The 22,329-nt window shown below is 42.0% G+C and carries 19 protein-coding genes and 1 pseudogene; 2 read left to right on the top strand and 18 right to left on the bottom strand.

Annotation, left to right across the window (positions count from 1 at the left end; genetic code table 11):
- Nucleotides 1-34: 34 nt before the first annotated feature.
- From fabD (CJU60_RS11780) to CJU60_RS11760, 6 genes and pseudogenes are all read right to left on the bottom strand, one after another.
- On the bottom strand, nucleotides 35-2,338 hold the full coding sequence (gene fabD, locus CJU60_RS11780; RefSeq protein WP_095713865.1) for an ACP S-malonyltransferase: 2,304 nt from the start codon (nucleotides 2,336-2,338) through the stop codon (nucleotides 35-37).
- Between the two features lie 5 nt (nucleotides 2,339-2,343).
- On the bottom strand, nucleotides 2,344-3,309 hold the full coding sequence (locus tag CJU60_RS11775) for an acyltransferase domain-containing protein (RefSeq protein ID WP_095713864.1): 966 nt from the start codon (nucleotides 3,307-3,309) through the stop codon (nucleotides 2,344-2,346).
- A 450-nt stretch (nucleotides 3,310-3,759) separates the two neighbouring features.
- Nucleotides 3,760-4,626, bottom strand: coding sequence for an ACP S-malonyltransferase (gene fabD, locus CJU60_RS11770; protein ID WP_024121471.1), 867 nt, complete (start codon nucleotides 4,624-4,626; stop codon nucleotides 3,760-3,762).
- A 72-nt stretch (nucleotides 4,627-4,698) separates the two neighbouring features.
- Nucleotides 4,699-4,821, bottom strand: a pseudogene (locus CJU60_RS21825) (hypothetical protein); the annotation flags it as partial.
- A gap of 177 nt (nucleotides 4,822-4,998) precedes the next feature.
- Entirely contained in the window at nucleotides 4,999-5,673 is a 675-nt protein-coding gene (locus CJU60_RS11765) for an MBL fold metallo-hydrolase (protein WP_024121470.1), read from the bottom strand.
- Between the two features lie 178 nt (nucleotides 5,674-5,851).
- Complete coding sequence (locus CJU60_RS11760) at nucleotides 5,852-6,454, bottom strand: TetR/AcrR family transcriptional regulator (RefSeq protein WP_095713863.1); 603 nt, start codon at nucleotides 6,452-6,454, stop codon at nucleotides 5,852-5,854.
- Nucleotides 6,455-6,573: 119 nt separating this feature from the next.
- Between CJU60_RS11760 and CJU60_RS11755 the strand changes: the two genes are divergently transcribed.
- On the top strand, nucleotides 6,574-7,131 hold the full coding sequence (locus tag CJU60_RS11755) for a hypothetical protein (protein ID WP_095713862.1): 558 nt from the start codon (nucleotides 6,574-6,576) through the stop codon (nucleotides 7,129-7,131).
- 314 nt (nucleotides 7,132-7,445) lie between these two features.
- On the top strand, nucleotides 7,446-7,838 hold the full coding sequence (locus CJU60_RS11750; protein ID WP_095713861.1) for a YrvL family regulatory protein: 393 nt from the start codon (nucleotides 7,446-7,448) through the stop codon (nucleotides 7,836-7,838).
- A gap of 421 nt (nucleotides 7,839-8,259) precedes the next feature.
- Here the strand turns inward: CJU60_RS11750 and CJU60_RS11745 are convergent, their stop codons facing one another.
- From CJU60_RS11745 to rny, 12 genes are all read right to left on the bottom strand, one after another.
- Nucleotides 8,260-8,748, bottom strand: a complete 489-nt coding sequence (locus CJU60_RS11745) for a putative periplasmic lipoprotein (RefSeq protein ID WP_095713860.1) — start codon at nucleotides 8,746-8,748, stop codon at nucleotides 8,260-8,262.
- A 163-nt stretch (nucleotides 8,749-8,911) separates the two neighbouring features.
- The gene (locus tag CJU60_RS11740) at nucleotides 8,912-9,100 is read right to left on the bottom strand and encodes a hypothetical protein (RefSeq protein WP_024121464.1); all 189 of its coding nucleotides are present in this window, start codon (nucleotides 9,098-9,100) and stop codon (nucleotides 8,912-8,914) included.
- A 722-nt stretch (nucleotides 9,101-9,822) separates the two neighbouring features.
- Nucleotides 9,823-11,706: a DNA mismatch repair endonuclease MutL gene (gene mutL, locus CJU60_RS11735; RefSeq protein ID WP_095713859.1), complete on the bottom strand. Its 1,884-nt coding sequence runs from the start codon at nucleotides 11,704-11,706 to the stop codon at nucleotides 9,823-9,825.
- Nucleotides 11,707-11,721: 15 nt separating this feature from the next.
- On the bottom strand, nucleotides 11,722-14,319 hold the full coding sequence (mutS, locus tag CJU60_RS11730) for a DNA mismatch repair protein MutS (protein WP_095713858.1): 2,598 nt from the start codon (nucleotides 14,317-14,319) through the stop codon (nucleotides 11,722-11,724).
- Between the two features lie 130 nt (nucleotides 14,320-14,449).
- Nucleotides 14,450-14,995 (bottom strand): outer spore coat protein CotE, encoded by a 546-nt coding sequence (gene cotE / locus CJU60_RS11725; protein WP_024121461.1) that lies wholly within the window; start codon nucleotides 14,993-14,995, stop codon nucleotides 14,450-14,452.
- A gap of 255 nt (nucleotides 14,996-15,250) precedes the next feature.
- Entirely contained in the window at nucleotides 15,251-15,682 is a 432-nt protein-coding gene (ricA, locus tag CJU60_RS11720; RefSeq protein ID WP_024121460.1) for a regulatory iron-sulfur-containing complex subunit RicA, read from the bottom strand.
- 1 nt (nucleotide 15,683) lies between these two features.
- Complete coding sequence (miaB, locus tag CJU60_RS11715) at nucleotides 15,684-17,213, bottom strand: tRNA (N6-isopentenyl adenosine(37)-C2)-methylthiotransferase MiaB (RefSeq protein ID WP_024121459.1); 1,530 nt, start codon at nucleotides 17,211-17,213, stop codon at nucleotides 15,684-15,686.
- A gap of 143 nt (nucleotides 17,214-17,356) precedes the next feature.
- The gene (locus tag CJU60_RS11710) at nucleotides 17,357-18,535 is read right to left on the bottom strand and encodes a glycine C-acetyltransferase (RefSeq protein ID WP_095713857.1); all 1,179 of its coding nucleotides are present in this window, start codon (nucleotides 18,533-18,535) and stop codon (nucleotides 17,357-17,359) included.
- 13 nt (nucleotides 18,536-18,548) lie between these two features.
- Complete coding sequence (gene tdh, locus CJU60_RS11705; protein WP_095713856.1) at nucleotides 18,549-19,592, bottom strand: L-threonine 3-dehydrogenase; 1,044 nt, start codon at nucleotides 19,590-19,592, stop codon at nucleotides 18,549-18,551.
- A 262-nt stretch (nucleotides 19,593-19,854) separates the two neighbouring features.
- The gene (gene spoVS, locus CJU60_RS11700; RefSeq protein ID WP_003154135.1) at nucleotides 19,855-20,115 is read right to left on the bottom strand and encodes a stage V sporulation protein SpoVS; all 261 of its coding nucleotides are present in this window, start codon (nucleotides 20,113-20,115) and stop codon (nucleotides 19,855-19,857) included.
- Nucleotides 20,116-20,314: 199 nt separating this feature from the next.
- Nucleotides 20,315-21,109 (bottom strand): 2',3'-cyclic-nucleotide 2'-phosphodiesterase, encoded by a 795-nt coding sequence (ymdB, locus tag CJU60_RS11695; RefSeq protein WP_003245138.1) that lies wholly within the window; start codon nucleotides 21,107-21,109, stop codon nucleotides 20,315-20,317.
- A 61-nt stretch (nucleotides 21,110-21,170) separates the two neighbouring features.
- On the bottom strand, nucleotides 21,171-22,329 hold a 1,159-nt coding region (gene rny / locus CJU60_RS11690), incomplete at its 5' end, for a ribonuclease Y (RefSeq protein WP_141243778.1).

Genomic DNA, 22,329 nt, shown 5'->3' with positions numbered 1-22,329 from the left:
CAATATTCAATCTTTTATTATTGCACAATAGACTTTAAAGCGCCTTTTGAGAAAATAATGCAATTCTGTCGTTAAGTAACTTTGCGGTTTCTGTCATTAATATTTTCCCGATATCATCCACATGACGGTTCCGCCAGCTCTCTAATTCTGAGCCTTTGACCCATTGATTAAAAGCCCCTAACGCAGGGCCGCAGTGAACTTGATAATCGACTTTAGACTCTTCGCTTCCGCTGATCGCCAATTGCGAGCTGTACCTAAAGTACCATCTGAAAATCAATGCCATCTTATGTTTCGGATTCCGTTCAGCCTTCTCAATCTCTGCCGATGGATAGTGTAATTTAATATCTTCATATATTTTTTCGATACTGCGTTTAAAATATTTCTCCTCAAGCTGAGTTAAGGTCTTTTGATCGATCTCACTCAATGATCCAAATCGCTGGTAAAGTTCATGCAGCTTGCTGGCTCGCGCCGGAAAAAACACACCTTTTTTTAGCACTTGCACTTTGCTGCCCGATTCGAACATATCACCCGCTGGCGCATACGCCGTATCTTGAACATTCATTTGCTGCAATAAATCTTTCACTCTGTCACTTGTGGCCGCTTCAACCGTACACTGATTGATTGAGCCGGTTAAGATAAAATCAGCACCGAGCATAAAGGCAGCCATCGCCGCCTCAGGAGTCCCTATCCCGCCTGCCGCACCGACGCGTATTTTTTTGTTATATCGATACTTTTTCATCATTTCGTCTCTTAATAATGTCATCGCCGGCATCAAGCTGTATGCAACACCGCCGTCCGTATGACCGCCTGAGTCTGCTTCCACACAAATATCCTCTGCCACAGGGATCTCCCGCAATAACTCAGCTTCACTAGTTGTGATTTTGTTTTCTCTTAAAAGCTTTTCTACCATATTCTCCGGCGCAGGACTCATAAAAGATTCGGCAACCTCAGGCCTTGAGATTTTCGCTATCATTCGATTTAAACATATCACTTCACCGTTTGGACGCCGTTTCAATCCTTTAGCGCGATATCTAACTAAAGCAGGAGTGACACTTAGAAATGCGGAGGCTTCCAAATGTCTCACATTATGTTTCAATAAAAGATCAATCATTTTTTCTTCTGATTCAATATGCTTCATACTGTGCACAAGGTTAATGCCATAGGCTTGTCCCTGCCCCAATTCGCCTTGAATAGACAGAATCGCATCCTCAACGTCATTCAGATCCAAACCGCCCGTGCCAAAGAACCCCATCATCCCCGCTTTTGACATCTTTACAACCATTTCTTTCGAAGCAATTCCGCGGTACATTCCTCCTGCAAGATAAGCATATGTAAGTTGATAGTCTTTTTTAAACTCGGCATTTCCTAATGAATGAGCTGTAATCTCAGCAGACATTCGAGCTAAATGGGCGTCAGTTTCTGCTTGTTCATTTTGCTGGCCATTAGAGGCATTTTTCTCTGTTGAATCAACATGATGTGTTAACGGCTCCGCTTCATTTTTTATCCGGGTAATTAAGCCGGTTAACACCTTTCCAGGACCGACTTCTTCAAACTCCATTGCTCCTCTTCCCATAAGATAACGAATGCTGTCTGTCCATCTAACCGTGCTGTTCATTTGTTGAGACAGGGTCTCTTTCAGCCTTTCCTGTTGATAAGGCTCTGCATATACATTCGAGATAACCGGAAAAGACAAAGGCGCAAAATGGAATGTTTCTATAAATTGCTTAAATTCTTGTTTTGCTTCATTCATATACCTGGAATGAAAAGCTCCGCTTACGTTTAACGGGTGGAACAGCTTTACATCCTGGATGGTTTCAAAAACAGCTCCCGCTTTTTCAATATCTTTTTTTTGTCCGGAAATCACAATTTGCCGAGGTGTATTCTCATTTGCCACATCAATCGTATGTAAATGATGTTCTTCTAATACGGCTGCAACTTGTTCCTTATCTAAACCGATCACCGCAGCCATACCGCCTCCAGTAATCCGTCCCATCAGCTCGCCTCTTTTTTTCACCAGCTTTAAGCCTGTCCCAAAGTCAAATGCGCCTGCTGCAAACAGCGCGTTGTATTCTCCTAAGCTATGCCCCGCCGCAAAATCAGGTTTTCCGCCGGTCTCCTCCAGCTTTTTCAAATAACTGAGTGCATTGACCACGTATAAAGCCGGCTGAGTATATTGAGTATGATTGACATCGAAATAGCCTTTTTCAGTACAGAGTTTTTTGATTGAATATCCAAGTATTTGATCTGCTTGGTCCGTCAAATGCTGATATTGCTCAAAAAGTCCTTGTCCCATTCCTTTTTGCTGGGAGCCTTGTCCTGGAAAAACATATGTAATCATCTTGTTTACTTCCTTTCTAGTTTCTGTAAACGCTCAACCATCTCCAGATTTTTCAGCTCCTGATGAAATGGTGTGATGATTGAATGACAGCGATTCGCTGAATCTCCCGAGATTAATTGTTTAACAAACGCAGCTAAGGTTCCTGAAGGCCCCAAATCAATGAAATGGCACGTATGCTGACTTTCCAAAAATTGAATAGCTTCTCGAAATCTCATTGGTCTTCTTACAGTATCCCAAAAGAAATCGTTATGAATCTCGCGAATGCTCCTTCCCGTTAAACAGGATACCAACGGGATTGAAGGGTGTTTAAAAGATTTTGATCTTAAAAATTCTTTATATACATCTTCTGCAGGATCAATAAGGGAAGAATGAAATCCGTAGGATACAGGCAGCGGCTGGCAGAGAATCCCGTTCTCTCTCAGGACATCAGTGATCTGCTGTATGTTTTCACTTTCTCCCGAAATGACAAAGTGCGAATCATAATGAATGGAGGTTAATTCACTATTTTCAAATAGATGCGGATGATCAAGTAATAGTTGCGGTTTGTCGAGTATAGCCAGCATTTTTCCTTTATCACAGTATTTTTCGATGACGGTAGCCTGTTCAAGTATGCATTCCAGCATCTCTTTTGCGTCTAAAACACCGGAAGCAGCAGCTGACGCGAATTCTCCCAGACTTGCCCCCAGCACGTAATCAGGCTGGATTCCCTTTTCTGCGAAAACCCGATATAAAGAATACTCAACCATAAAGATAGCGGGGTGCGTATAAAGGACACGGTCAAACGGTTCCGATACACGCTTAGCGGGATGATACATTTCATTGACTATAGATATGCCGATTTGCCGAGAGACAATGGCATCCATTTCAAGCATACATTGGCGAAAAACGGTGTTTTTGCTGAATAATTCTTTTCCCATATGATGGTACTGAGAGCCTTGTCCGGAAAACATAAAAACGAGTGGTTCATTCATTTTTATAACCTTCTTTTTTATGTATTTAAAGGTGAGTTACGAAAATATGATGGTGCTGGCTGGCTGTGAGAAAAGCCTCGTTTTATGGTTTATAACATGAATGGAAAAATGCTTTGGTTTTGTTGTTCTGGATGTGGAAGCTCGTTAATGAAGTGATCTTGGAAGTATCTGAATTTGATGTGAATCATTTTGGCATCGCCAAAAACATCGACTCTATTATGACTTAGATGTTTTTGAAATAAAGGGCGGTTCTCTTGAAAGGAGAGCGATGGTTTATCGTAATATAAAAACTGACTGCGATAGTGCAAATGTCCGCTAGAGAGCGAACTTTTTTTATGAACCTCTTTATGTAACAGTATATAAATTCTTTCAGTTTTAACAGTGTCTATCGAATCATGCATGACGTATACTTTAGACCCGAATTTGAGGCCTTTTGGTATAGAAATCGGTTTAGCGTGTCATAGGTTCCGCATCTGTTTCAATGCGGCGGATCAATCCTGTTAACACATTTCCCGGTCCTATTTCCTCAAACTCCATTTGACCTTTTTCCATTAAAAAGCGTATACTTTCAGTCCATTTTACCGAATGGTTGATTTGATCCGCCAGTGTCGGCTTAATTACTTCAGAAGAGTACGGTCTGGCATATACATTAGAAATAACCGGAATAGATAAAGGAGCAAAATGAAAAGTGTCAAGAAATTGTTCAAACTCCTGCTTTGCATGATTCATGTATCTGGAATGAAACGCACCGCTGACGTTTAAGGGGAGAAACATCGTAACGTCTGTCTTGGCTTCAAAGATGGATGCGGCTTTGTCAATATCTTCTTTTTGACCTGAAATCACAATTTGATAAGGAGCATTTACATTCGCAATGTCAATCGCATGTAAATGATGATCTATCAAAACCTCTGAAACCTGTTCTTCATTTAGTCCCATAACGGCCGCCATACCGCCGTTGCTTACCATGCTCATCAGCTCGCCTCTTTTTCTGACAAGCTTTAACCCCGTCTCAAAATCAAAGGCTTCAGCCGCAAATAGCGCATTGTATTCTCCCAGGCTGTGCCCGGCAACAAAATCGGGTTTTATGTCTGTTTCCTGTATTTTTTTCAGGTAGCTTAATGCGTTCACTACATATAAGGCCGGCTGAGTAAATTGCGTTTTGTTTAAGTTTGAATAAGGATTTTCTATGCATAGGCGTTTGATAGAATACCCTAAGATCTCATCTGCTTGTGCCGTCAGTTCTTTAAACTCATCAAATAACTCACTGCCCATTCCCTGTTTCTGTGAACCCTGTCCCGGAAAAACATATGTGATCATTCTATTAAAGCCACCCTTCCCCGATATATAATTACCTGCTGACTTACGTTATAGAAAATATAAGTATTGCCCCGGATAAATAGTAGCATGTTCATGTTGATGGTAACCTCTGTAAATATTATCCGTCAAGTTAATTTTTCCTACACTTTCCATCGTTTTTTCTCTGCATTTTTCCATAAAGGTATAAAGAATCAGGACATGCTGTAAAACATAAGAAAATAGACCTGCATATCACTTGTGCCAAAAGATGATGATACATAAGCTTCATTTCATTACTTAATAAAATCAACCCGTGCTTTGTCATCATTTTTCAAAAGGCAAATCTTTCGGATGCAGAAAGAAAATAGTCTAATAGAATGATTTCGGAAAAACTTATTTAAAATCAAAAATACCTCTTTGGTTTTTTCTATTGCGGAATTTCACAAAGTATTCTCTTTTATCAATCTGAAAATAAATATTATGTTTTAAAAGCTCACCTATTGTTTGCCCTGGTGTTTGACCAAATGAATGCCCCGGATAAACCCGCACTTCTGGGGAAACGATGGATTTTATCTTCTGAACACTATCGAACATATCATCTGCGGAACTGCCATGATCTTCACATATCCCGCATCCTTCCGTAAAAATCGTATCTCCTGTGAATATACTTTCTGAAAACAAATAACACATCCCGCCGGCTGTATGCCCAGGTGTAAGCAGACATTGCGCTTTCGTCATTCCTATGCTGATGGTTTCACGGTCTTGAAGAGCAATTAAGTTTTTGCATCTGAATTGGTAAAAGTCGATTTCTGTTTTCGACATATACACTTGAGGATGAAATAATGCCGTGAGCGGCTCAACAAGATTTACATGATCATAATGAGAGTGCGTTAAAAGAATTGCTGATAAATCAACCTCCAGCTCAGAAAGTTTATTAGTTAGTTTACTCAATTCCCATGATGGATCAACAACTATTGCAGATCGGCTTACAATATCTTCAATGATGTAACAATAGTTAGTCCACCCTTGATGAAATGTTTTGATCGTATGTACCGCATAAGTAACCATTTTCACCATTCCTATCAATATGAAGTTCTTTCATTCTCTCTTCCATTCCCACTTTACCAAACGGCATGCGGCTTTTCCATTCTTCAATTCATTCTTGCAGTTACGGCTTGATTCACATAAAAAAAGTTATTCTTTTTGGAGACTTGTCCATTAAGAATAACTTTTTGCAGTGACCTATTCACTCTTGGGCTGATTCATCAACGCATATAGATTGTAAATGCTGCATCATAACACGTTTGATCCGTTCTTTATTCACACGGCGAGGGTCAAACATCGCATGTAAAGCCAAACCATCGATTAAGGCGTACAGCCTCTCTCCTTCTATTTCTTTATCAGCATGTTTTTGCAATAAATGAAGCTGGTCCAAGTAGTCAATCAGATTTCGAATTGCTTTGTAAATTTCGTCATGTCCCGCATCAAACATATTGTCTTTATGTCTCGCATAAACAGTAAAAGCAAACCATACCTCCATCTCTCTAATCGTTTCAGCATTTGTCGGGACAATTTCAAGCAGTATGTGTAACACTTTTTCTTTAGGCGGCAAATCATGGGCAGCAATTTCATTAATACGGGCTGTCACCTTTTCTTTCACAAGTTTCATTGCAAAAACAAGCAATTCATCCTGAGTTGAAAAATAATGGCGAAGCGCACCTAACGACAGTCCTGCTTCTTTGGCAATGTTTCTGACTGAGGCCCCCTCCATCCCTCGTTCTAAAATCACCCGCCATGTCGCTTCTGCAATGTGTTTTCTTCTTTTTTCATGGTCAATTTGTTTTGGCATATCTTTATTTTACCAAGAAAAAAATCAGAGAGCAATTTTTATAATACAGTTGTTTTATAAAAACGCAGATGGTAAAATCATATTAAATAATACAACTGTATTAGAAAGAGGGGAACAGATTGAACAGTGTCGCTTGGATGATTGTCTTCTGCGAAATAGGATTTTGGGTTGTAATAGTGTTAGGCCTTGTCGTACGCTATCTATTTAAACAAGATAAATTAGGGCTGTTTCTTTTTGCCTTAACCCCTGTCATTGACCTGATTTTGTTAATAATGACGTCTGCGGACTTATACCGCGGAGCCGTTGCGACTACTGCACACGCGATTGCTGCAGTGTACATCGGCGTATCGATTGCTTTCGGCAAGCAAATGATCCAATGGGCGGATGAAAAATTCCGTTATTATGTAACAAAGCAAGGCTCAAAACCGCTTGTGCGCTATGGAATGGATCATGCGAAACATTATGCGAAAAGCTTGATCAGACATGTGCTCGCTTATCTTATTGGTGCCGGGCTGCTGGCCGGGATGATTTATTTTATTAATGATGCTGCCCGTACCGAAGCGCTGAGCAGTGTTTTAAAGCTATGGACAGTCATTCTGGGCATTGATTGCCTGATCACCGCCAGTTATTTTATCTGGCCGAAAAAAGCGAAAGCTTCAAAAAATCTCAGAAGTTAAAATTAGTCTCGCTAAAAAATCCTTTTTCAATAGAAAAAGGATTTTTTCACTTTTGTAAATATATGTTACACTTTATGCAAGTCATCTAGATAAGGAGCTTATATGAAATAAGCCTCTGCTTTCTCAGTATACCTGTCGGATTTTCGCTTTTTTCATTAGGCACTTGCCTAGGAAACATATCCTGTTTTTATTATTATTTTAGTATATTCGGGATGAGTTCTGCTGTATTGTGAATCACTAACATGTAAGGAGTGTAATACGTAAGCCAGAAAGAACACGACACGCCATTTAAAGACTTAAAACCAAGCTCAAAAATAATAGTGATTGTATCCATTGCCCTCCTTATCACAATTTCTGCTGCTGTGATCTTCGGCGGTTATTTCTTCGGCTTGAAAGGGCTATTTGCCATCCTCGGCATCACATACGATTCCAATCAAACCTTATTGTTTTTTATATTGGGATGCTTTGCTGCCGGACTGGTTATAGACCCTCTAACAAAAGTCGTTTCTTTGATAATGATCCATTCACTTTCTATCAGAAAAACAGCACTTTTCACATTTGTTTTTTATTTCATCGCTAATTTCATAACAATTTGTTTAGTAGATTACTTTATGGATTCTATTTATATCCCGGACGCATTACTCTTTGTCATATCAGCATTTATGGCGTTCATTGAACTAGCATTTGATGATCGGCCTAAAACATAAACCGATAAAAAACCGCTTGTGATTGATTCAAGCGGTTTTATGCTGTAATGACATTTTCGTCGCCTCACTTTCCTATAGTCAACGAGAAAGTGTAAAACAGTTAGAGGAATGAAACCTGAAATGCAAAACAAAAATCAAAATATGTCTAAAAACTTGTTATGGTTTCGTTTCTTCTTGTTGCTGTGTCTAGTGTGCATCACAGCCCCTGCTACGGGTGAGGCAGGATCGGGCAACCAGAGGCGGTTCATATTCTCATAGGCTTAAGGGCATAGCCCTCACTCTTTGTCCTTTCATTCGCGAGTGAAGATACATATGAAATCTTTTTGATGAATTGCTTAGTCATCTTTAATTCTCCTTCGAATATTTTGTATCCTATTCATACTCTCCTTTGCCAATATAAAAAGACACCCAATCGGATGTCTTACTCTCTTTCTACTAGAACGCCTGTAATCACCGGTGTCTCTTCACCTTCTTGCACAGGGCCGTAAGCTGAAACCTTATCACCCTTAGTTAATGTTAAGTAACTCATGTTCATCACTTGATACAAACAATTTTCACCATCTTCTTCCTGAGAAATTATAAACGAATCCAAAGCACCACCTTCATCCATTACACTCTCGACTGTGTCAGTTATCTTCACAACTTTATCAACTGGTGGATCGTTTACATTTAATTCTTCGTATGATGCTTGAGTAGCAATTTCCTTTACTGTTTCGTTAACTTCTGTCCGTGCTGTGTCTGTAGACTCGTCTTCTTGAGTAACACCAGCATCAACTATAGACAACCCATCTGTGTTTGATTCCTTGTTTATTTCATTTTGTTTCGTAGTGTCAATGTTTTTCGTTTCATTGCTGGTTGAACAGCCAGCAAGTAATCCAATAGATATCAAAGTAATTATTATGTATTTCATGTAACTCCCTCCATTATGAGAAGAGTATACCTTACATGATTGTTTCAAACTACTTTTTAATAGACAAAAGTTAATCCCTCCCCCATACATTCGATCCTCTGTTCACATGTGCACCTGCATCGCGCAACTACCCAAATAAAAAAGCACCCCGAGGGATGCTTTTTTATTTTCTTTTCACATCAAATTGCGTTACAAGTCGCATATTAACATTTGCTATACGCTTACCATCTTCAAACTCATACCAATGTTCACATTCTTGCAATTCTTTTATAAGTGCTTTCTCAGATTCTGCAATTACTTTAGCTGTTCTTAAATTTTCATTATCAAACCAAAAAACAACTTCAAATTTCATAAACTTTCACCTCTTGATTTATTATCAGACAAGAGGACTAGAAATGAAACAGTTCGCAAAATTTGTCGAACGATTCCCTTTTAATCACATATTTATTCTTTCTAAACTGCCACCGTACCGCCAATTGTCTATCCTGAGATTTACCGGAAGCAGTTTAAAGCACTTTCACAAAAGCAAAATGCTTGTACAATTAATGTAATTCATCCATTAATTTACATAATTCTTCAGCAGCTTCTTTGACACCTATTTCAACAGCAGTTCTCTTATCAATTTCCAAGTTATTACCCCTTTCTCTTGTTGATAATACTCTATTTCCTCAGCTCCCCATACGTTTTATACTGTGCAACTCGTCGAACTGTTTAAATCCCTTGTCATCTCTGTTTTAAAGCCATATCCCTAAAATGAATTACATACCTGTACTTTTGAAAAATTGACGAAAAATGAAAAGAAAAAGGCCCATCCTTGTTATTTTGGATGAGCCGGGTTATATTTTGAATTTCTTCATTGCGTCTTAATTGATTCCGATATAACGAGCGTTTTACGCTGGAAGTGGTTAAATATCTCAGTTTGTAAAAGTGATAGCAAATGTTTTCCTCAACGGATGGGTTTCAATTTCGTCTATACCTACATACTCAGCAGCCGCCCTGAGACGTACGCCATCGAACGGGATATTGGCTTGCCTTCAACATAAGCAAAGGATCTATCCCCTTCACCAAACCCCGCTACATCACACGTTTAAACATCTTTTCCATCTCATACGTGGAATGATGAATCATAATCGGACGGCCGTGCGGGCATGTAAATGGGTCTGATGTGCTTCGGAGATCGTCCAGAAGCGCTTTGATCTCGTCGTTTCTGAGGTGGCGGTTTGCTTTGATTGAACCTTTGCAGCTCATCATAATCGCCGCTTCCTCGCGCAGTTTTTTGATATCAATGTTTTTCGAATCGAGCACCTGCTGAATGATTTCTTCTATCAGCTCGGCTTCTTCTCCTTTTGGAAACCAAGCCGGGTGGCAGCGGACGATGTAACTGTTCGAGCCGAAAGACTCTAAAAAGACACCTACGCTTTCGAGCTCTTGTAGATGCTGTTCGATAATGAGTGCCTCGTTCGTGGAATAATGGAACGTCAGCGGCACAATCATGTCCTGCACCTCAGGCTCAACCTCCCCGACCTTTTCACGAAAATATTCGTATTTAATACGCTCTTGGGCGGCATGCTGGTCGATAATATATAAGCCGTTTTCGTTTTGCGCCAATATATAGGTCCCATGCATCTGGCCGATCGGGTACATGATCGGCACACGTTCAGATGATGTCTGCTGAAGTTCCTGAGCGGGCTCCTGTTCGAATGCTTCAGGCAATTCCTCTGAAACAGCAGGCTCTGCAATATCTTGTTTTGTTTCAGCCACAGAATGAGTTTCAAGCTGCTCTGAAGGCAATTCGTCTTCTATCTCAACTGGTTCTTTGACAACTGAACTGAGCTTCATTGGTGAATACGAAGGCATAAGCGCTTTTTCCGGCACTTTTCTTTCAGCAGGTTTTTCATCAAAGGTCATGAACTGCTGCTCATTTTTGATCACAGGTGCTGACTTTTTCGGAAGCTGTGCGCTCGGTATCAGCTGCTGCTGTTTAAATACATCTTTTATGCCGTCACGAATTAAGTCGTGCAGCTCTGTTTCCTTGCTGAGCCGTACCTCAAGCTTCGAAGGGTGCACGTTGACATCGACTAAAATCGGGTCCATGGTGATTTCTATAAATGTGATCGGATGGCGTCCGATTGGCAAAAGTGTGTGATATCCTTCGTGCACCGCCTTGACGAGCGGGAAATTTTTAATATAACGGCCATTGATGACAGACGACATGTAATTTCTCGATGCCCGTGTAATCTCTGGCAGAGCGATATATCCCTTCACTTCAAAATCCAGTGAGCTGACATGAAGCGGCAGCATTTTTTTAGCGACAGCCGTACCGTAAATCGCGGCAAGGACATGGCGCACATCTCCATTTCCATTCGTTTGGAGAAGATTTTTTCCATGATGGCGAAGGCGGATCGATACCTCCGGATGTGCCAGCGCAATCCGGTTGACCACATCCGTAATATTCCCAAGCTCTGTATGAACGGTTTTCATATATTTCAAGCGGGCCGGTGTATTAAAAAACAGATTGGAAACGACAATTTCGGTTCCCTTCCTGCTTGAGGAACGCGATTCAGAAATGATGTTTCCGCCTTGAAGCATGAGCTTCGTTCCCGCTCCTTCTCCCGTGCTTGTCGTAATCTCCAGATGGGAGACAGACGCAATACTCGGCAGTGCCTCTCCCCTAAAGCCAAGTGTTCTCACTCTGAATAAATCATTCTCATCTTTTATTTTACTTGTTGCGTGGCGGCGGAAGGCACGCTTGCAATCTTCATTTTCCATTCCTTCTCCATTATCCAGAACACGAATGGATGCAAGACCCGCTTCCTCAATGTCGATTTCAATGACTGTGCTGTCAGCGTCGATGGCATTTTCCACCAATTCCTTCACGACTGAGGCGGGCCGTTCCACAACCTCGCCCGCCGCAATTTTATTTGAAAGTTCATCTGACAGCTGGATGACTTTTGCCACATTCATCACCCCGTTTTAATGTAATTTCTTTTGCAGCTTGTACATTTCATTCATCGCTTCCAGCGGTGTCATATCAAGTATATTCAGAGATTTAAAGACATCAAGTACTTGCTTTTCTTTTTTAGAAAGCTTTGGTGATGCAGCCGGTTTATCCGATTCGTCAAAGAAGGACAGCTGTGCCAGCTCTTCTTTTACCTCATGTTTCTGTACTGGTACCTCAGGTTTCTGCACTGGCACTTCCGGTTTGTTCCCTGAATGCTCAAGTTCTTTTAGAATGTCTTGAGCGCGCGAAATCAGATCTTCCGGCAACTCAGCCAGCTGGGCGACATGGATACCGTAGCTTTTGTCAGCTGCCCCTTCTTTAATTTGATGAAGAAAGACAACCGTCCCATTATATTCCTCAGCACGAACATGGACATTTTTCAGCTGCGGAAGCTTTTCTTCAAGAACCGTCAGCTCATGATAGTGCGTACTAAACAGCGTCTTGGCGCCAATATGGTCATGAACATATTCAATAATCGCTTGCGCAAGGGCCATGCCGTCATATGTGGACGTTCCCCGCCCGATTTCATCAAACAAAATGAGGCTGTTTTTGGTTGCATTTACAATCGCATTTTTGGCTTCAAGCATTTCCACCATAAAAGTACTTTGTCCGGAAATCAAATCATCCGCTGCGCCGATTCGGGTGAAAATTTGATCAAAAATCGGAAGCATAGCTTTTTTCGCGGGCACAAAGCAGCCAATTTGCGCCATAATGGAGATGAGCGCGATTTGTCTCATGTATGTGCTTTTCCCCGACATGTTCGGACCGGTAATGAGCAGCATCTGTCTGTTATCGCCCATCACACAGTTGTTAGGCACGTATTCCTGGCTGTCCATTACTTTTTCAACAACCGGGTGTCTGCCCTCTATGACCTCAACTTCATCTTTAGAAAACTCAGGTTTCGTGTAATGACGATTTTCACTGATTGTCGCAAAGCATTGCAGCGCATCGAGCTCACTCATCTGTTTGGCGAGCTGCTGCAAACGCGGAATATACAATTTCACTTTCTCACGCAGCTCGGTGAAGAGCTCGTATTCCAGCTCACAGATGTTATTTTCCGCTTCCAAAATGAGCGCTTCTTTTTCTTTTAATTCAGGTGTAATGTAGCGTTCTGCATTCGTTAGCGTCTGTTTCCGCTCATAGCGCCCTTCTTCAAGAAGGTGCAAATTCGCCTTTGTCACTTCAATATAATAGCCAAATACTTTATTGAAGCCGACTTTTAATGACCGAATGCCTGTATATTCACGTTCCTGCTGTTCAAGGCGGGCAATCCAGTCTTTCCCGTTTCTGCTAGCATCGCGGTATTCATCGAGCTTTTGATTGTACCCGTCTTTGATCAGGTTTCCTTCTTTTACTGATATCGGAGGGTTTTCGTACAGGGCTCCTTCCAGTAATTCTAGAACATCACCGCACGGGTCAATCCGCTCCGCCCGTTCCTTCGCTTTCTTATGAGCCAGTGAAGCAACAAGCTGTTTAATGCCGGGCACTTGCTTTAATGATTCCTTCAGCTGAATGAGATCCCGTGCATTGACATTTCCGAATGCGACACGGCCTGCGAGGCGTTCTAAATCATAGACTTCCTTTAAACGCTCACGAAGATCTTCCCGTTCAAAGAAATGGGACATTAATGTTTCCACCATTTCTTGACGCTCTTCAATTTGATTCACTCTGATAAGCGGACGGTCAATCCACTGTTTCAGCAGCCGCCCTCCCATCGCAGTTTTTGTTTCATCAAGCAGCCATAACAGGGAGCCTTTTTTATTTTTTGAACGGATCGTTTCAGTCAGCTCCAAATTCCGCTTCGAGTATAAGTCGATTTTCATGGCTTCTTCAAGCTCATACACTTGTACAGGCTGAAGGTGATCTAAGCTCCGTTTCTGAGTCCTTTTCAGATACGTATATAAACGGAGAAATGTTTTCGTTACGTCCGGATTCTGCAAATGCTCAATAATCTGAACGTGCTCATCCGTTTCCCCATCTTCAATCGAAATGGTAGCGCCGCACCGCTCCTTCAGCTGAGCAACCGTCTTTTCATCAAGGCTTTCCGCTACGACAATTTCCCGCGCGCCGACTGAATAAATTTCTGATATGACGTCTTCCAGCCGTTCAATTAAAACAGCCAAATTTTCACCCGTTGTTAAATCGGACAGCGCCAGCCCGTATCCGTTTGAGCAGGCCGAAACTGATGCAATAAAGTTGTTTTCTGATTCATGGATGCCTTTTCCGTCCATTACAGTTCCAGGGGTAATCAGCTGAACGACTTCACGTTTGACGACGCCCTTTGCAGCCTTTGGATCCTCCGTTTGTTCGCATATGGCCACCTTGTATCCTTTTTTAATAAGCTGCTCGATATAAGCCGAAGCAGAATGATACGGAACACCGCACATCGGTATTTTTTCAGCGGCGCCTCCGTCTCTGCTTGTTAACGTAATTTCCAGCTCTTGTGACGCTTTTTTAGCGTCCTCAAAAAACATTTCGTAAAAATCACCGAGACGAAAAAATAAAAAGGCATCCTGATGCTCTGCCTTTATTTTTAAATATTGCTGTATCATAGGCGTATAAGTAGCCATTGTTTAATCCCTCACTATGTATCAACGTTTCTATTTGCCAGCCTTCATTATAACATAAACAGAAAGGTTAAAAGAATGATATGTCTATATAAAAAAGAGACTTGGGGTACCGACTCCCCTAGTCTCTTTTTTATTCTTCAGGATCTCCAACTAAAAATTCAGGATTGATATCCTCCAGCTCTTCATCAAGTTCGTCTTCCCAATCCTCTTCGTCATCCTCTTCCCAATCAGAATTCACTTCTACAACAACCTTTGTTTCCCCTACCACTTCCGCCAAAAATTCCCTCTCCGCTTGCACAACAATTTTATTGCCATTTGGAGATATGGTGACTTCAAGGCAGTTTGGCTGCTGAAGCACTTTTGCAATCACTTCATGCTCATCGTCTAAGTAATTGTTATCTCTGTATCTGAGTTTAATCACATCGACGTACTTCACTCGTTCTGTGACAACCTCTGTTTTTGTATTGTCTGCGTAAGAGTACCATACGTTTATATCATAATACCCTTCAATTTCTACGGTTTTTCCGATTTTTTCTGCGTCATACTTGTGATTGATAATCCAACCGCCCAAAATGCTGCTCGGTTTTTTCTCAGGGGAGATGGTATTGGTGCACTGTGTAAATTTTCTGCCTTTCGCTACTACCGCCTTCGTGATAATTTCCCTGTATTCAGACATTCCGGCATGCCTCCTTGTTCTTCTTCGTGTTATCTTATGCTGGGCATTCGTCTAGTGTGCATTTTTATAATTAAAATATAAAAATACAAAGTTTCTGTTCCATTGTATGCAGGGGTGCCTAGAAACTTTACTCATAAGTGCGATAAAGTTTATTTGGCTAAAGGTGGCAAAACATATTGAATAATTAGTACATAGTTCATTTAGTTCTGTTGATAGTTTAACATAAAAAAACACGGGCCTGAAAAGGCACCGCGTTTAAAGAGAACAGCTGTTATTTGAATGTTTCATCTTCGAACCAGTTTCTCCTTTTAGAAGGTCGCCTCCGGTTGATGTAATGATTTCATTTGTGACCTGGTTGGAAATGGTGGTCGCCACGAGCTGCAGAAGGTCATTCACCTCAACCTGAGAATCTCTGAATTCCTGGATGACAGGAATGTCTTCAAGCTCCTCTTGCAGCGCATCAATTTTTTCTTCTACTTGTTTGAGCGCTTCGAGTTTTTGGTAATGCTTCAGATTAACAGCTTGTTTTTGCAGGGCTTTAATCTGATTAATGATTACAGACACTTTTGCGTTCTCATTAATTTGCGCTTCAGCCCGTTTGAAAAAATCAACCTCTTCTGTTTCAGAGATCATTTTTGCAAGGTTTCGTGCTTGCTGCACAATGTCTTTTTTAGAGTAGAGCGTCATCTTATTTCACCTCGATTGCTTCTCCTGCCATTTCTCCGTCAAGCGACCACGTTTTCGCTTGCTGGATTTTCACGCGAACGATTTTGCCGATCGCTTCCTTTGGTCCTTTGAAATTCACAAGCTTGCTTTTTTCAGTGTAGCCGGCAAGAACCTCAGGGTTGTTTTTGCTTTCGCCCTCAACTAATACTTCGACAACCTTGCCTTCATATTCCTTCATTTTTTTAGCAGAAATTTCATTAACCAATGCGTTCAGACGCTGCAGGCGTTCTTTTTTCACTCTCATCGGAACGTTATCTTTCATTTTTGCTGCAGGTGTGCCTTCACGCGGAGAGTAAATGAACGTATAGGCGCTGTCAAACTCCACTTCACGGTATAATGACAGCGTTTCTTCAAACTGTTCGTCCGTTTCGTTAGGGAAGCCGACGATAATGTCAGTTGTTAAAGAAGCGTTTGGCATAGCCGCTTTGATTTTTCTGACGAGCTCCATGTAACGCTCTCTGTCATATTTGCGTGCCATCAGTTTCAAGACCTCTGAGCTTCCTGATTGGACCGGCAGATGAATATGATCGAGCAGATTGCCGCCTTTTGCAAGCACTTCAATGAGATGATCATCAAAGTCACGCGGATGACTCGTTGTGAAACGGATTCTCGGGATATCGATTTTGCGCAGCTCATCCATCAAATCACCAAGGCCGTAGTTCATATCTTCAAAGTCTTTTCCGTACGCGTTTACGTTTTGGCCTAAGAGTGTAATTTCCTTATAGCCTTCGCTTGCAAGTCTTCTTACTTCCTGAATGATCTCTTCCGGACGGCGGCTTCTTTCTTTTCCGCGTGTATACGGGACGATGCAATACGTACAGAACTTGTCACAGCCGTACATGATGTTGACCCAGCCCTTAATTTTTCCGTTGCGGACTTTCGGAAGGTTTTCAATGACATCGCCTTCCTTGGACCAAACTTCTATGACCATTTCTTTTGAAAGGTATGCTTCAGACAAAAGCTCCGGCAGACGATGGATATTATGCGTACCGAAAATCATATCGACAAACGGATGTTTTTTCAAAATCCTGTTAACGACTGATTCCTCTTGTGACATACAGCCGCAAACGCCTAAGATAAGATCCGGGTTATTTTTTTTGAGTGCTTTTAAGTGTCCAAGCTCACCGAATACCTTGTTTTCCGCATTTTCACGGATCGCACATGTATTTAACAGAATGACATTGGCATCGTCAACAGAGTTTGTCGCTTCATAGCCAAGAGCCATAAAGATCCCTGCCATTACTTCTGTATCATGTTCGTTCATTTGGCAGCCGTACGTCCGGATATAGAATTTTCTTCCTTCACCCATGCCTTTGAATTCTTCAGAAATTTTAAAGTCATTATGATAAGTAACGGCTTCTTTGCCGCGTTTTTTCGCATCTTTTAAAGAAGGCGGAATGTAGACAGCTTCAAAGTACTTGCTGTAATCCTTCTCGGATTTTTTGTCCGATGGATTAACTTGTCCGCTCTCTAATTTTTGCTTTTCATTCATATGATATTTCTCCTTTCAAACCAAACTTCCACCCTCCAGTATAAAGGTTATTGAAGCTCTGCACAACTGGCAACCTATCATTGTACACTCATTGAGAATAATAATCAATAAGGAATGAAAGGGAGAAGAGTGTTCCCTTCTCCTTACAATAGCTGAAGCTCCTTTGCTGTCTTTTCAATGGCATCAAGCGCCTGATCCAGTTCTTCTTTGGTGTGCTCGGCTGTAATAATTGTGCGTATTCTGGCTTTTCCTTTTGCAACAGTCGGGAAAACGATGCTTTGGGCAAAAACACCTTGTGACAGAAGCTGATCAGAAAATTGCTTCGCTGCCCCCTCATCACCTATTAAAATAGGCAAAATCGGCGTCTCGCTCTGTGTGAGAGTAAAACCCATTTGGACAAGCATTGATTTAAAATAATGTGTATTCTCCCACAGACGCTCCATATGCTCCGGCTCTTCCAGCAAGACATCAATTGCTTCCATACAAGCTGCAGTTACAGCCGGAGGATGTGACGTGCTAAATAAAAACGGACGGCCTTTATGACGCAAATAGTCGATTAACACCTTTGAACCGGCAGCGTATCCCCCTAAAACTCCGATTGCCTTGCTTAACGTTCCGACTTGAATATGAACCCTTCCGTCAAGACCGAAATGATTTACCGTCCCTCTGCCGTTTTCGCCAAGCACTCCGGATGCGTGGGCGTCATCAACCATCACAAAAGCGTCATATTTCTCAGCGAGCTCTACAATGTCAGGCAGAGGAGCAATATTTCCATCCATTGAAAATACGCCGTCAGTGACAATCAAGCGCATGCGGTAATTCATTGATTTTCTCAGCACCTTCTCTAAATCACTCATATCTACATGCTGATAAACCTTTTTATCCGCCTTAGTCAATCTGATTCCATCAATGATAGAGGCATGGTTCAATTCATCAGAAATGACAATATCGTCTTTTGAAAGAATGCTGGAAAGTACACCTTGGTTTGTTGTAAAGCCTGATTGGAAGACTAGTGCCGCCTCTGTTTTTTTAAAGGCTGCCAGTTTTTTCTCCAATTCTTGGTGCATGGTAAACGTTCCGGCGATTGTCCGGACTGAACCGGTTCCGGCTCCAAATTGCTGAGCAGCTTCCTGTGCAGCTTTGATGAGTCTTGGATGTGAAGTAAATCCGAGGTAATTATTAGAAGAAAGCTGAATAACTTTTTTATGATTCACTGTAACAGAAGGGCCCTGCATTGATTCTACCTGTTTAACGTCTTGCCATGTGTGGTTTTCTTTCATTCTTTCAAGCTCTGCTTTTAGAAACTCAAATTCTTTTGTCATGTTGATCCCCCTTTTATGGAATTAAAATAACCTTTCCGCACTGTCCGCTTCTCATCAGTTCAAACCCTTTCTCAAACTCTTCTAATGGAAACTGATGGGTAACAATAGGTGAAAGATCCAGTGTGTTTGTTCTAAGCAATTGTGAAACCTGCCGCCATGTCGTAAACATCTTTCTCCCTGTGATCCCTTGGATGGTAAGGCCTTTAAACACGACTTTATTCGTCAAGTCGATGGTAACCGGATGTTCCGGCAGGCTGAGAATATGAAATCTCCCGCCATTTGCAGCCATTGCTAGGCCTTGCGCGATAGCTGAAGGGTGACCCGACATCTCACAAACGAGATCAGCTCCTTCCCCGCCCGTTAAAGCGCTTACAATTTTGAGCGAATCTTCTTTTTCGACGGAGACCGTGCTTGTGGCTCCCATTTGTTTGGCGAGAGCTAATCTGTACTCATTTTTGTCAATGGCGACCACCTGCGCTGCACCTGCTGCTTTTGCAACCGCTACCGCCATAAGTCCGATCGGCCCGCATCCAATAATAGCAGTCGTTCCTCCGGCGTTCTGACTCTCAAGAACTGTATGAACGGCATTTCCTAAAGGCTCTTGAATAGAAGCAATCGCCGGGTCCATATCCGCGGGATTCTTCCAAACGTTTTCGGCCGGCACTTTGACATACTCCGCAAAACAGCCTGCCGTGTCCACTCCGATAATGGCCGTATTTTTACATACATGAGGCTTTCCTGTTAAACAAGGGACGCATGTGCCGCATACAATGTGTGTTTCCGCAGAAACATACTCCCCGATTTTTACACTGCTGACATTCTCGCCTACAGCCTCGACAATCCCGCTGAACTCATGGCCGAAGACACAAGGAGTTTTTATTCTCTGTCGTGCCCATTGGTCCCAATTATAAATATGCACATCCGTGCCGCAAATGGAAGCTGCCTTAACTTTTATAAGAACTTCATGCTTATCGATTTCAGGAATGGGAACTTCAGCCAGCACAGCGCCGAAAGCACCGTGTTTTTTCATTACAGCTTTCATCTTTCCACTCTGCATGTACAATCCTCCTTTAAAAGTCTTGTTATAACCGGATTGTACCATGATCTGGAATCACCGTAAACAGCTGTGTCCTCCTAGGAAAGACAAAAGTATCCGTCTTGAAAAATGGGCTAAATTTTTTTTATAAAAAGCCGGAATCGTTTTTACACATGACATATGGTTCATTTATATTATAAAAATACTATTGAGAGAAAATATCACAATAAATGAAAAACAACCTGCTTGCATATGCAAACAGGTTGTGAATACTTTAATTTTCTTAGCGAGGCTCCACGATTAATTTAATCGCTGTTCTTTCTTCACCATCGATCTGAATATCAGTAAAAGCCGGAATACAAATCAAATCAACCCCGCTTGGCGCCACAAATCCTCTGGCGATTGCCACAGCTTTTACAGCTTGGTTCAAAGCACCCGCTCCAATTGCTTGAATCTCGGCGGCTCCGCGCTCTCTTAACACACCTGCAAGCGCACCTGCCACTGAATTTGGACTCGATTTTGCTGAAACTTTTAAGATTTCCATTTCTGCTCCCCCTTAGTTTTACAATGGATAAGTGAGTGTTCATTAGAACAATCATTATTAGATGTTGCTATCCAAAAAGCCATCCCCACAATGCTTTTCAAAAATAGCGGGCTACCTTCCATTTTTACTATATTCACTAAGGAGTTGCTATATTCCTGCTTTTCTTTTTAATATTTTTATAAAATAACCATGAGATCAATTATTCAAAGAACATGTGATCATCATTGATTAAAATACGTTCGATTTTAACGGCTTTTTTCGTTTGATCGTCTATATCAATGACGACTCCGCTCAGGGTTGTTTTTCCTTCAGCGACAGTAAAGCGCACAGGAAGGTTTGTTTTGAAACGTTTGATAATCGTTTCTCTGTCCATCCCCAGTATACCGTCATATGGGCCGGTCATTCCTACATCAGTAATATATGCCGTGCCCTTCGGCAAAATGCGGTTATCCGCTGTTTGCACGTGAGTGTGAGTTCCTACTACAGCAGATGCCCGTCCATCCGTGTACCAGCCGAGTGCAAGCTTTTCACTTGTCGCTTCCGCATGGAAGTCGATAAAAATGTACGGTGTTCTTTTAGCAGCTTCGGCAATTAATTCATCCGCTTTTAAAAACGGATCATCGAGCGGCGGTAAAAACGTACGGCCTTGCAAGTTGATAACAGCAAGTTCTTTACCATTTGCTTTCACATATGTGATCCCTTTTCCCGGTGTTCCTTCCGGAAAGTTTGCGGGACGGACTAAGTTCGGGACATCGTCGATAAAATCAAAAATTTCCTTTTTGTCCCAGGTATGGTTTCCCATCGTGATCGCATCTGCGCCAGACTGTATTAAACTGTGATAGATTTTTTCTGTTAAGCCTTTTCCATGTGCGGCATTTTCGCCATTTATAATGGTAAAATGCGGCTTGTATTTTGTTTTCAGCTTTGGCACATACTCTTTTACCATGTCGCGGCCCGGTGACCCGACAACATCTCCGATAAATAAAATTCTCATTTTGTAAATCCTTTCTATTCCTCAGCCGTCAAAAAAATAAAGTGATGCTTAGCGCATCACTTTATTTTGCATACTCTACGGCTCGAGTTTCTCTAATGACTGTCACTTTAATATGACCTGGATAATCGAGCTCGTCCTCAATTCGTTTTCGGATATCTCGCGCCAGGCGATGAGCTTCAAGATCATTTATTGAATCCGGCTTCACCATAATACGCACTTCACGTCCAGCCTGAATCGCAAATGATTTTTCAACACCTTCGTAGGACTCAGAAATTTCTTCGAGCTTTTCAAGTCTTCGAATGTAGTTCTCGAGCGTCTCACTTCTTGCGCCAGGTCTTGCAGCGGAAAGCGCATCTGCTGCAGCTACCAGCACAGCGATAATGGAAGTCGGCTCTTCGTCCCCATGGTGTGATGCAATACTGTTAATTACGACTGGGTGCTCTTTATATTTAGTCGCAAGCTCGACTCCGATTTCAACGTGGCTTCCTTCTACTTCATGGTCAATCGCTTTTCCGATGTCATGAAGTAGTCCCGCCCGTTTAGCAAGCTTTGCATCTTCTCCAAGCTCCGATGCCATCAGCCCAGCCAAGAATGCGACTTCCATGGAATGCTTAAGCACATTTTGACCGTAGCTTGTACGGAACTTTAAGCGGCCGAGAATCTTGATCAGATCTGGGTGGAGACCGTGAACGCCAACCTCAAATGTCGTTTGCTCACCCATCTCACGAATGTAGTCATCGACCTCGCGGCGAGATTTTTCAACCATTTCTTCAATCCGTGCCGGATGAATACGGCCATCCTGAACGAGTTTATCAAGAGCAATCCTTGCTGTCTCACGTCTGATCGGATCAAATCCGGACAGAATGACAGCTTCAGGGGTATCATCGATAATCAGGTCAATACCTGTCAGCGTTTCAAGCGTACGAATGTTACGCCCTTCCCGGCCGATGATACGTCCTTTCATCTCATCATTTGGAAGATTGACAACTGATACCGTTGTTTCGGCAACGTGATCCGCTGCGCAGCGCTGTAAGGCGAGTGAAAGAATGTTTTTCGCTTTTTTATCCGCCTCTTCTTTCGCACGGTTCTCAGTTTCTTTTGTCATGATGGCGATGTCATGTGAAAGCTCGTTTTCAACCCGGTCAAGAATGATTTGTTTCGCTTCGTCACGAGTCAGACTCGAAATTCGTTCCAACTCAGACTGCTGCATACGAATCATC

The organism is Bacillus sp. 7705b (assembly GCF_002289525.1).
Taxonomy (GTDB): Bacteria; Bacillota; Bacilli; order Bacillales; family Bacillaceae; genus Bacillus; species Bacillus halotolerans.
Note: the sequence above shows the minus strand (reverse complement) of the source record. Positions and strands in the feature narration are given on the sequence as shown.

What these genes read in the sequence shown, in the direction of transcription:
- fabD (WP_095713865.1), bottom strand. Translation starts at nt 2,338, where the DNA reads ATGATTACATATGTTTTTCCAGGACAAGGCTCCCAGCAAAAAGGAATG.
- CJU60_RS11775 (WP_095713864.1), bottom strand. Translation starts at nt 3,309, where the DNA reads ATGAATGAACCACTCGTTTTTATGTTTTCCGGACAAGGCTCTCAGTAC.
- fabD (WP_024121471.1), bottom strand. Translation starts at nt 4,626, where the DNA reads ATGATCACATATGTTTTTCCGGGACAGGGTTCACAGAAACAGGGAATG.
- CJU60_RS11765 (WP_024121470.1), bottom strand. Translation starts at nt 5,673, where the DNA reads ATGGTTACTTATGCGGTACATACGATCAAAACATTTCATCAAGGGTGG.
- CJU60_RS11760 (WP_095713863.1), bottom strand. Translation starts at nt 6,454, where the DNA reads ATGCCAAAACAAATTGACCATGAAAAAAGAAGAAAACACATTGCAGAA.
- CJU60_RS11745 (WP_095713860.1), bottom strand. Translation starts at nt 8,748, where the DNA reads ATGAAATACATAATAATTACTTTGATATCTATTGGATTACTTGCTGGC.
- CJU60_RS11740 (WP_024121464.1), bottom strand. Translation starts at nt 9,100, where the DNA reads ATGAAATTTGAAGTTGTTTTTTGGTTTGATAATGAAAATTTAAGAACA.
- mutS (WP_095713858.1), bottom strand. Translation starts at nt 14,319, where the DNA reads ATGGCTACTTATACGCCTATGATACAGCAATATTTAAAAATAAAGGCA.
- cotE (WP_024121461.1), bottom strand. Translation starts at nt 14,995, where the DNA reads ATGTCTGAATACAGGGAAATTATCACGAAGGCGGTAGTAGCGAAAGGC.
- ricA (WP_024121460.1), bottom strand. Translation starts at nt 15,682, where the DNA reads ATGACGCTCTACTCTAAAAAAGACATTGTGCAGCAAGCACGAAACCTT.
- miaB (WP_024121459.1), bottom strand. Translation starts at nt 17,213, where the DNA reads ATGAATGAAAAGCAAAAATTAGAGAGCGGACAAGTTAATCCATCGGAC.
- CJU60_RS11710 (WP_095713857.1), bottom strand. Translation starts at nt 18,535, where the DNA reads ATGACAAAAGAATTTGAGTTTCTAAAAGCAGAGCTTGAAAGAATGAAA.
- tdh (WP_095713856.1), bottom strand. Translation starts at nt 19,592, where the DNA reads ATGCAGAGTGGAAAGATGAAAGCTGTAATGAAAAAACACGGTGCTTTC.
- spoVS (WP_003154135.1), bottom strand. Translation starts at nt 20,115, where the DNA reads ATGGAAATCTTAAAAGTTTCAGCAAAATCGAGTCCAAATTCAGTGGCA.
- ymdB (WP_003245138.1), bottom strand. Translation starts at nt 21,109, where the DNA reads ATGAGAATTTTATTTATCGGAGATGTTGTCGGGTCACCGGGCCGCGAC.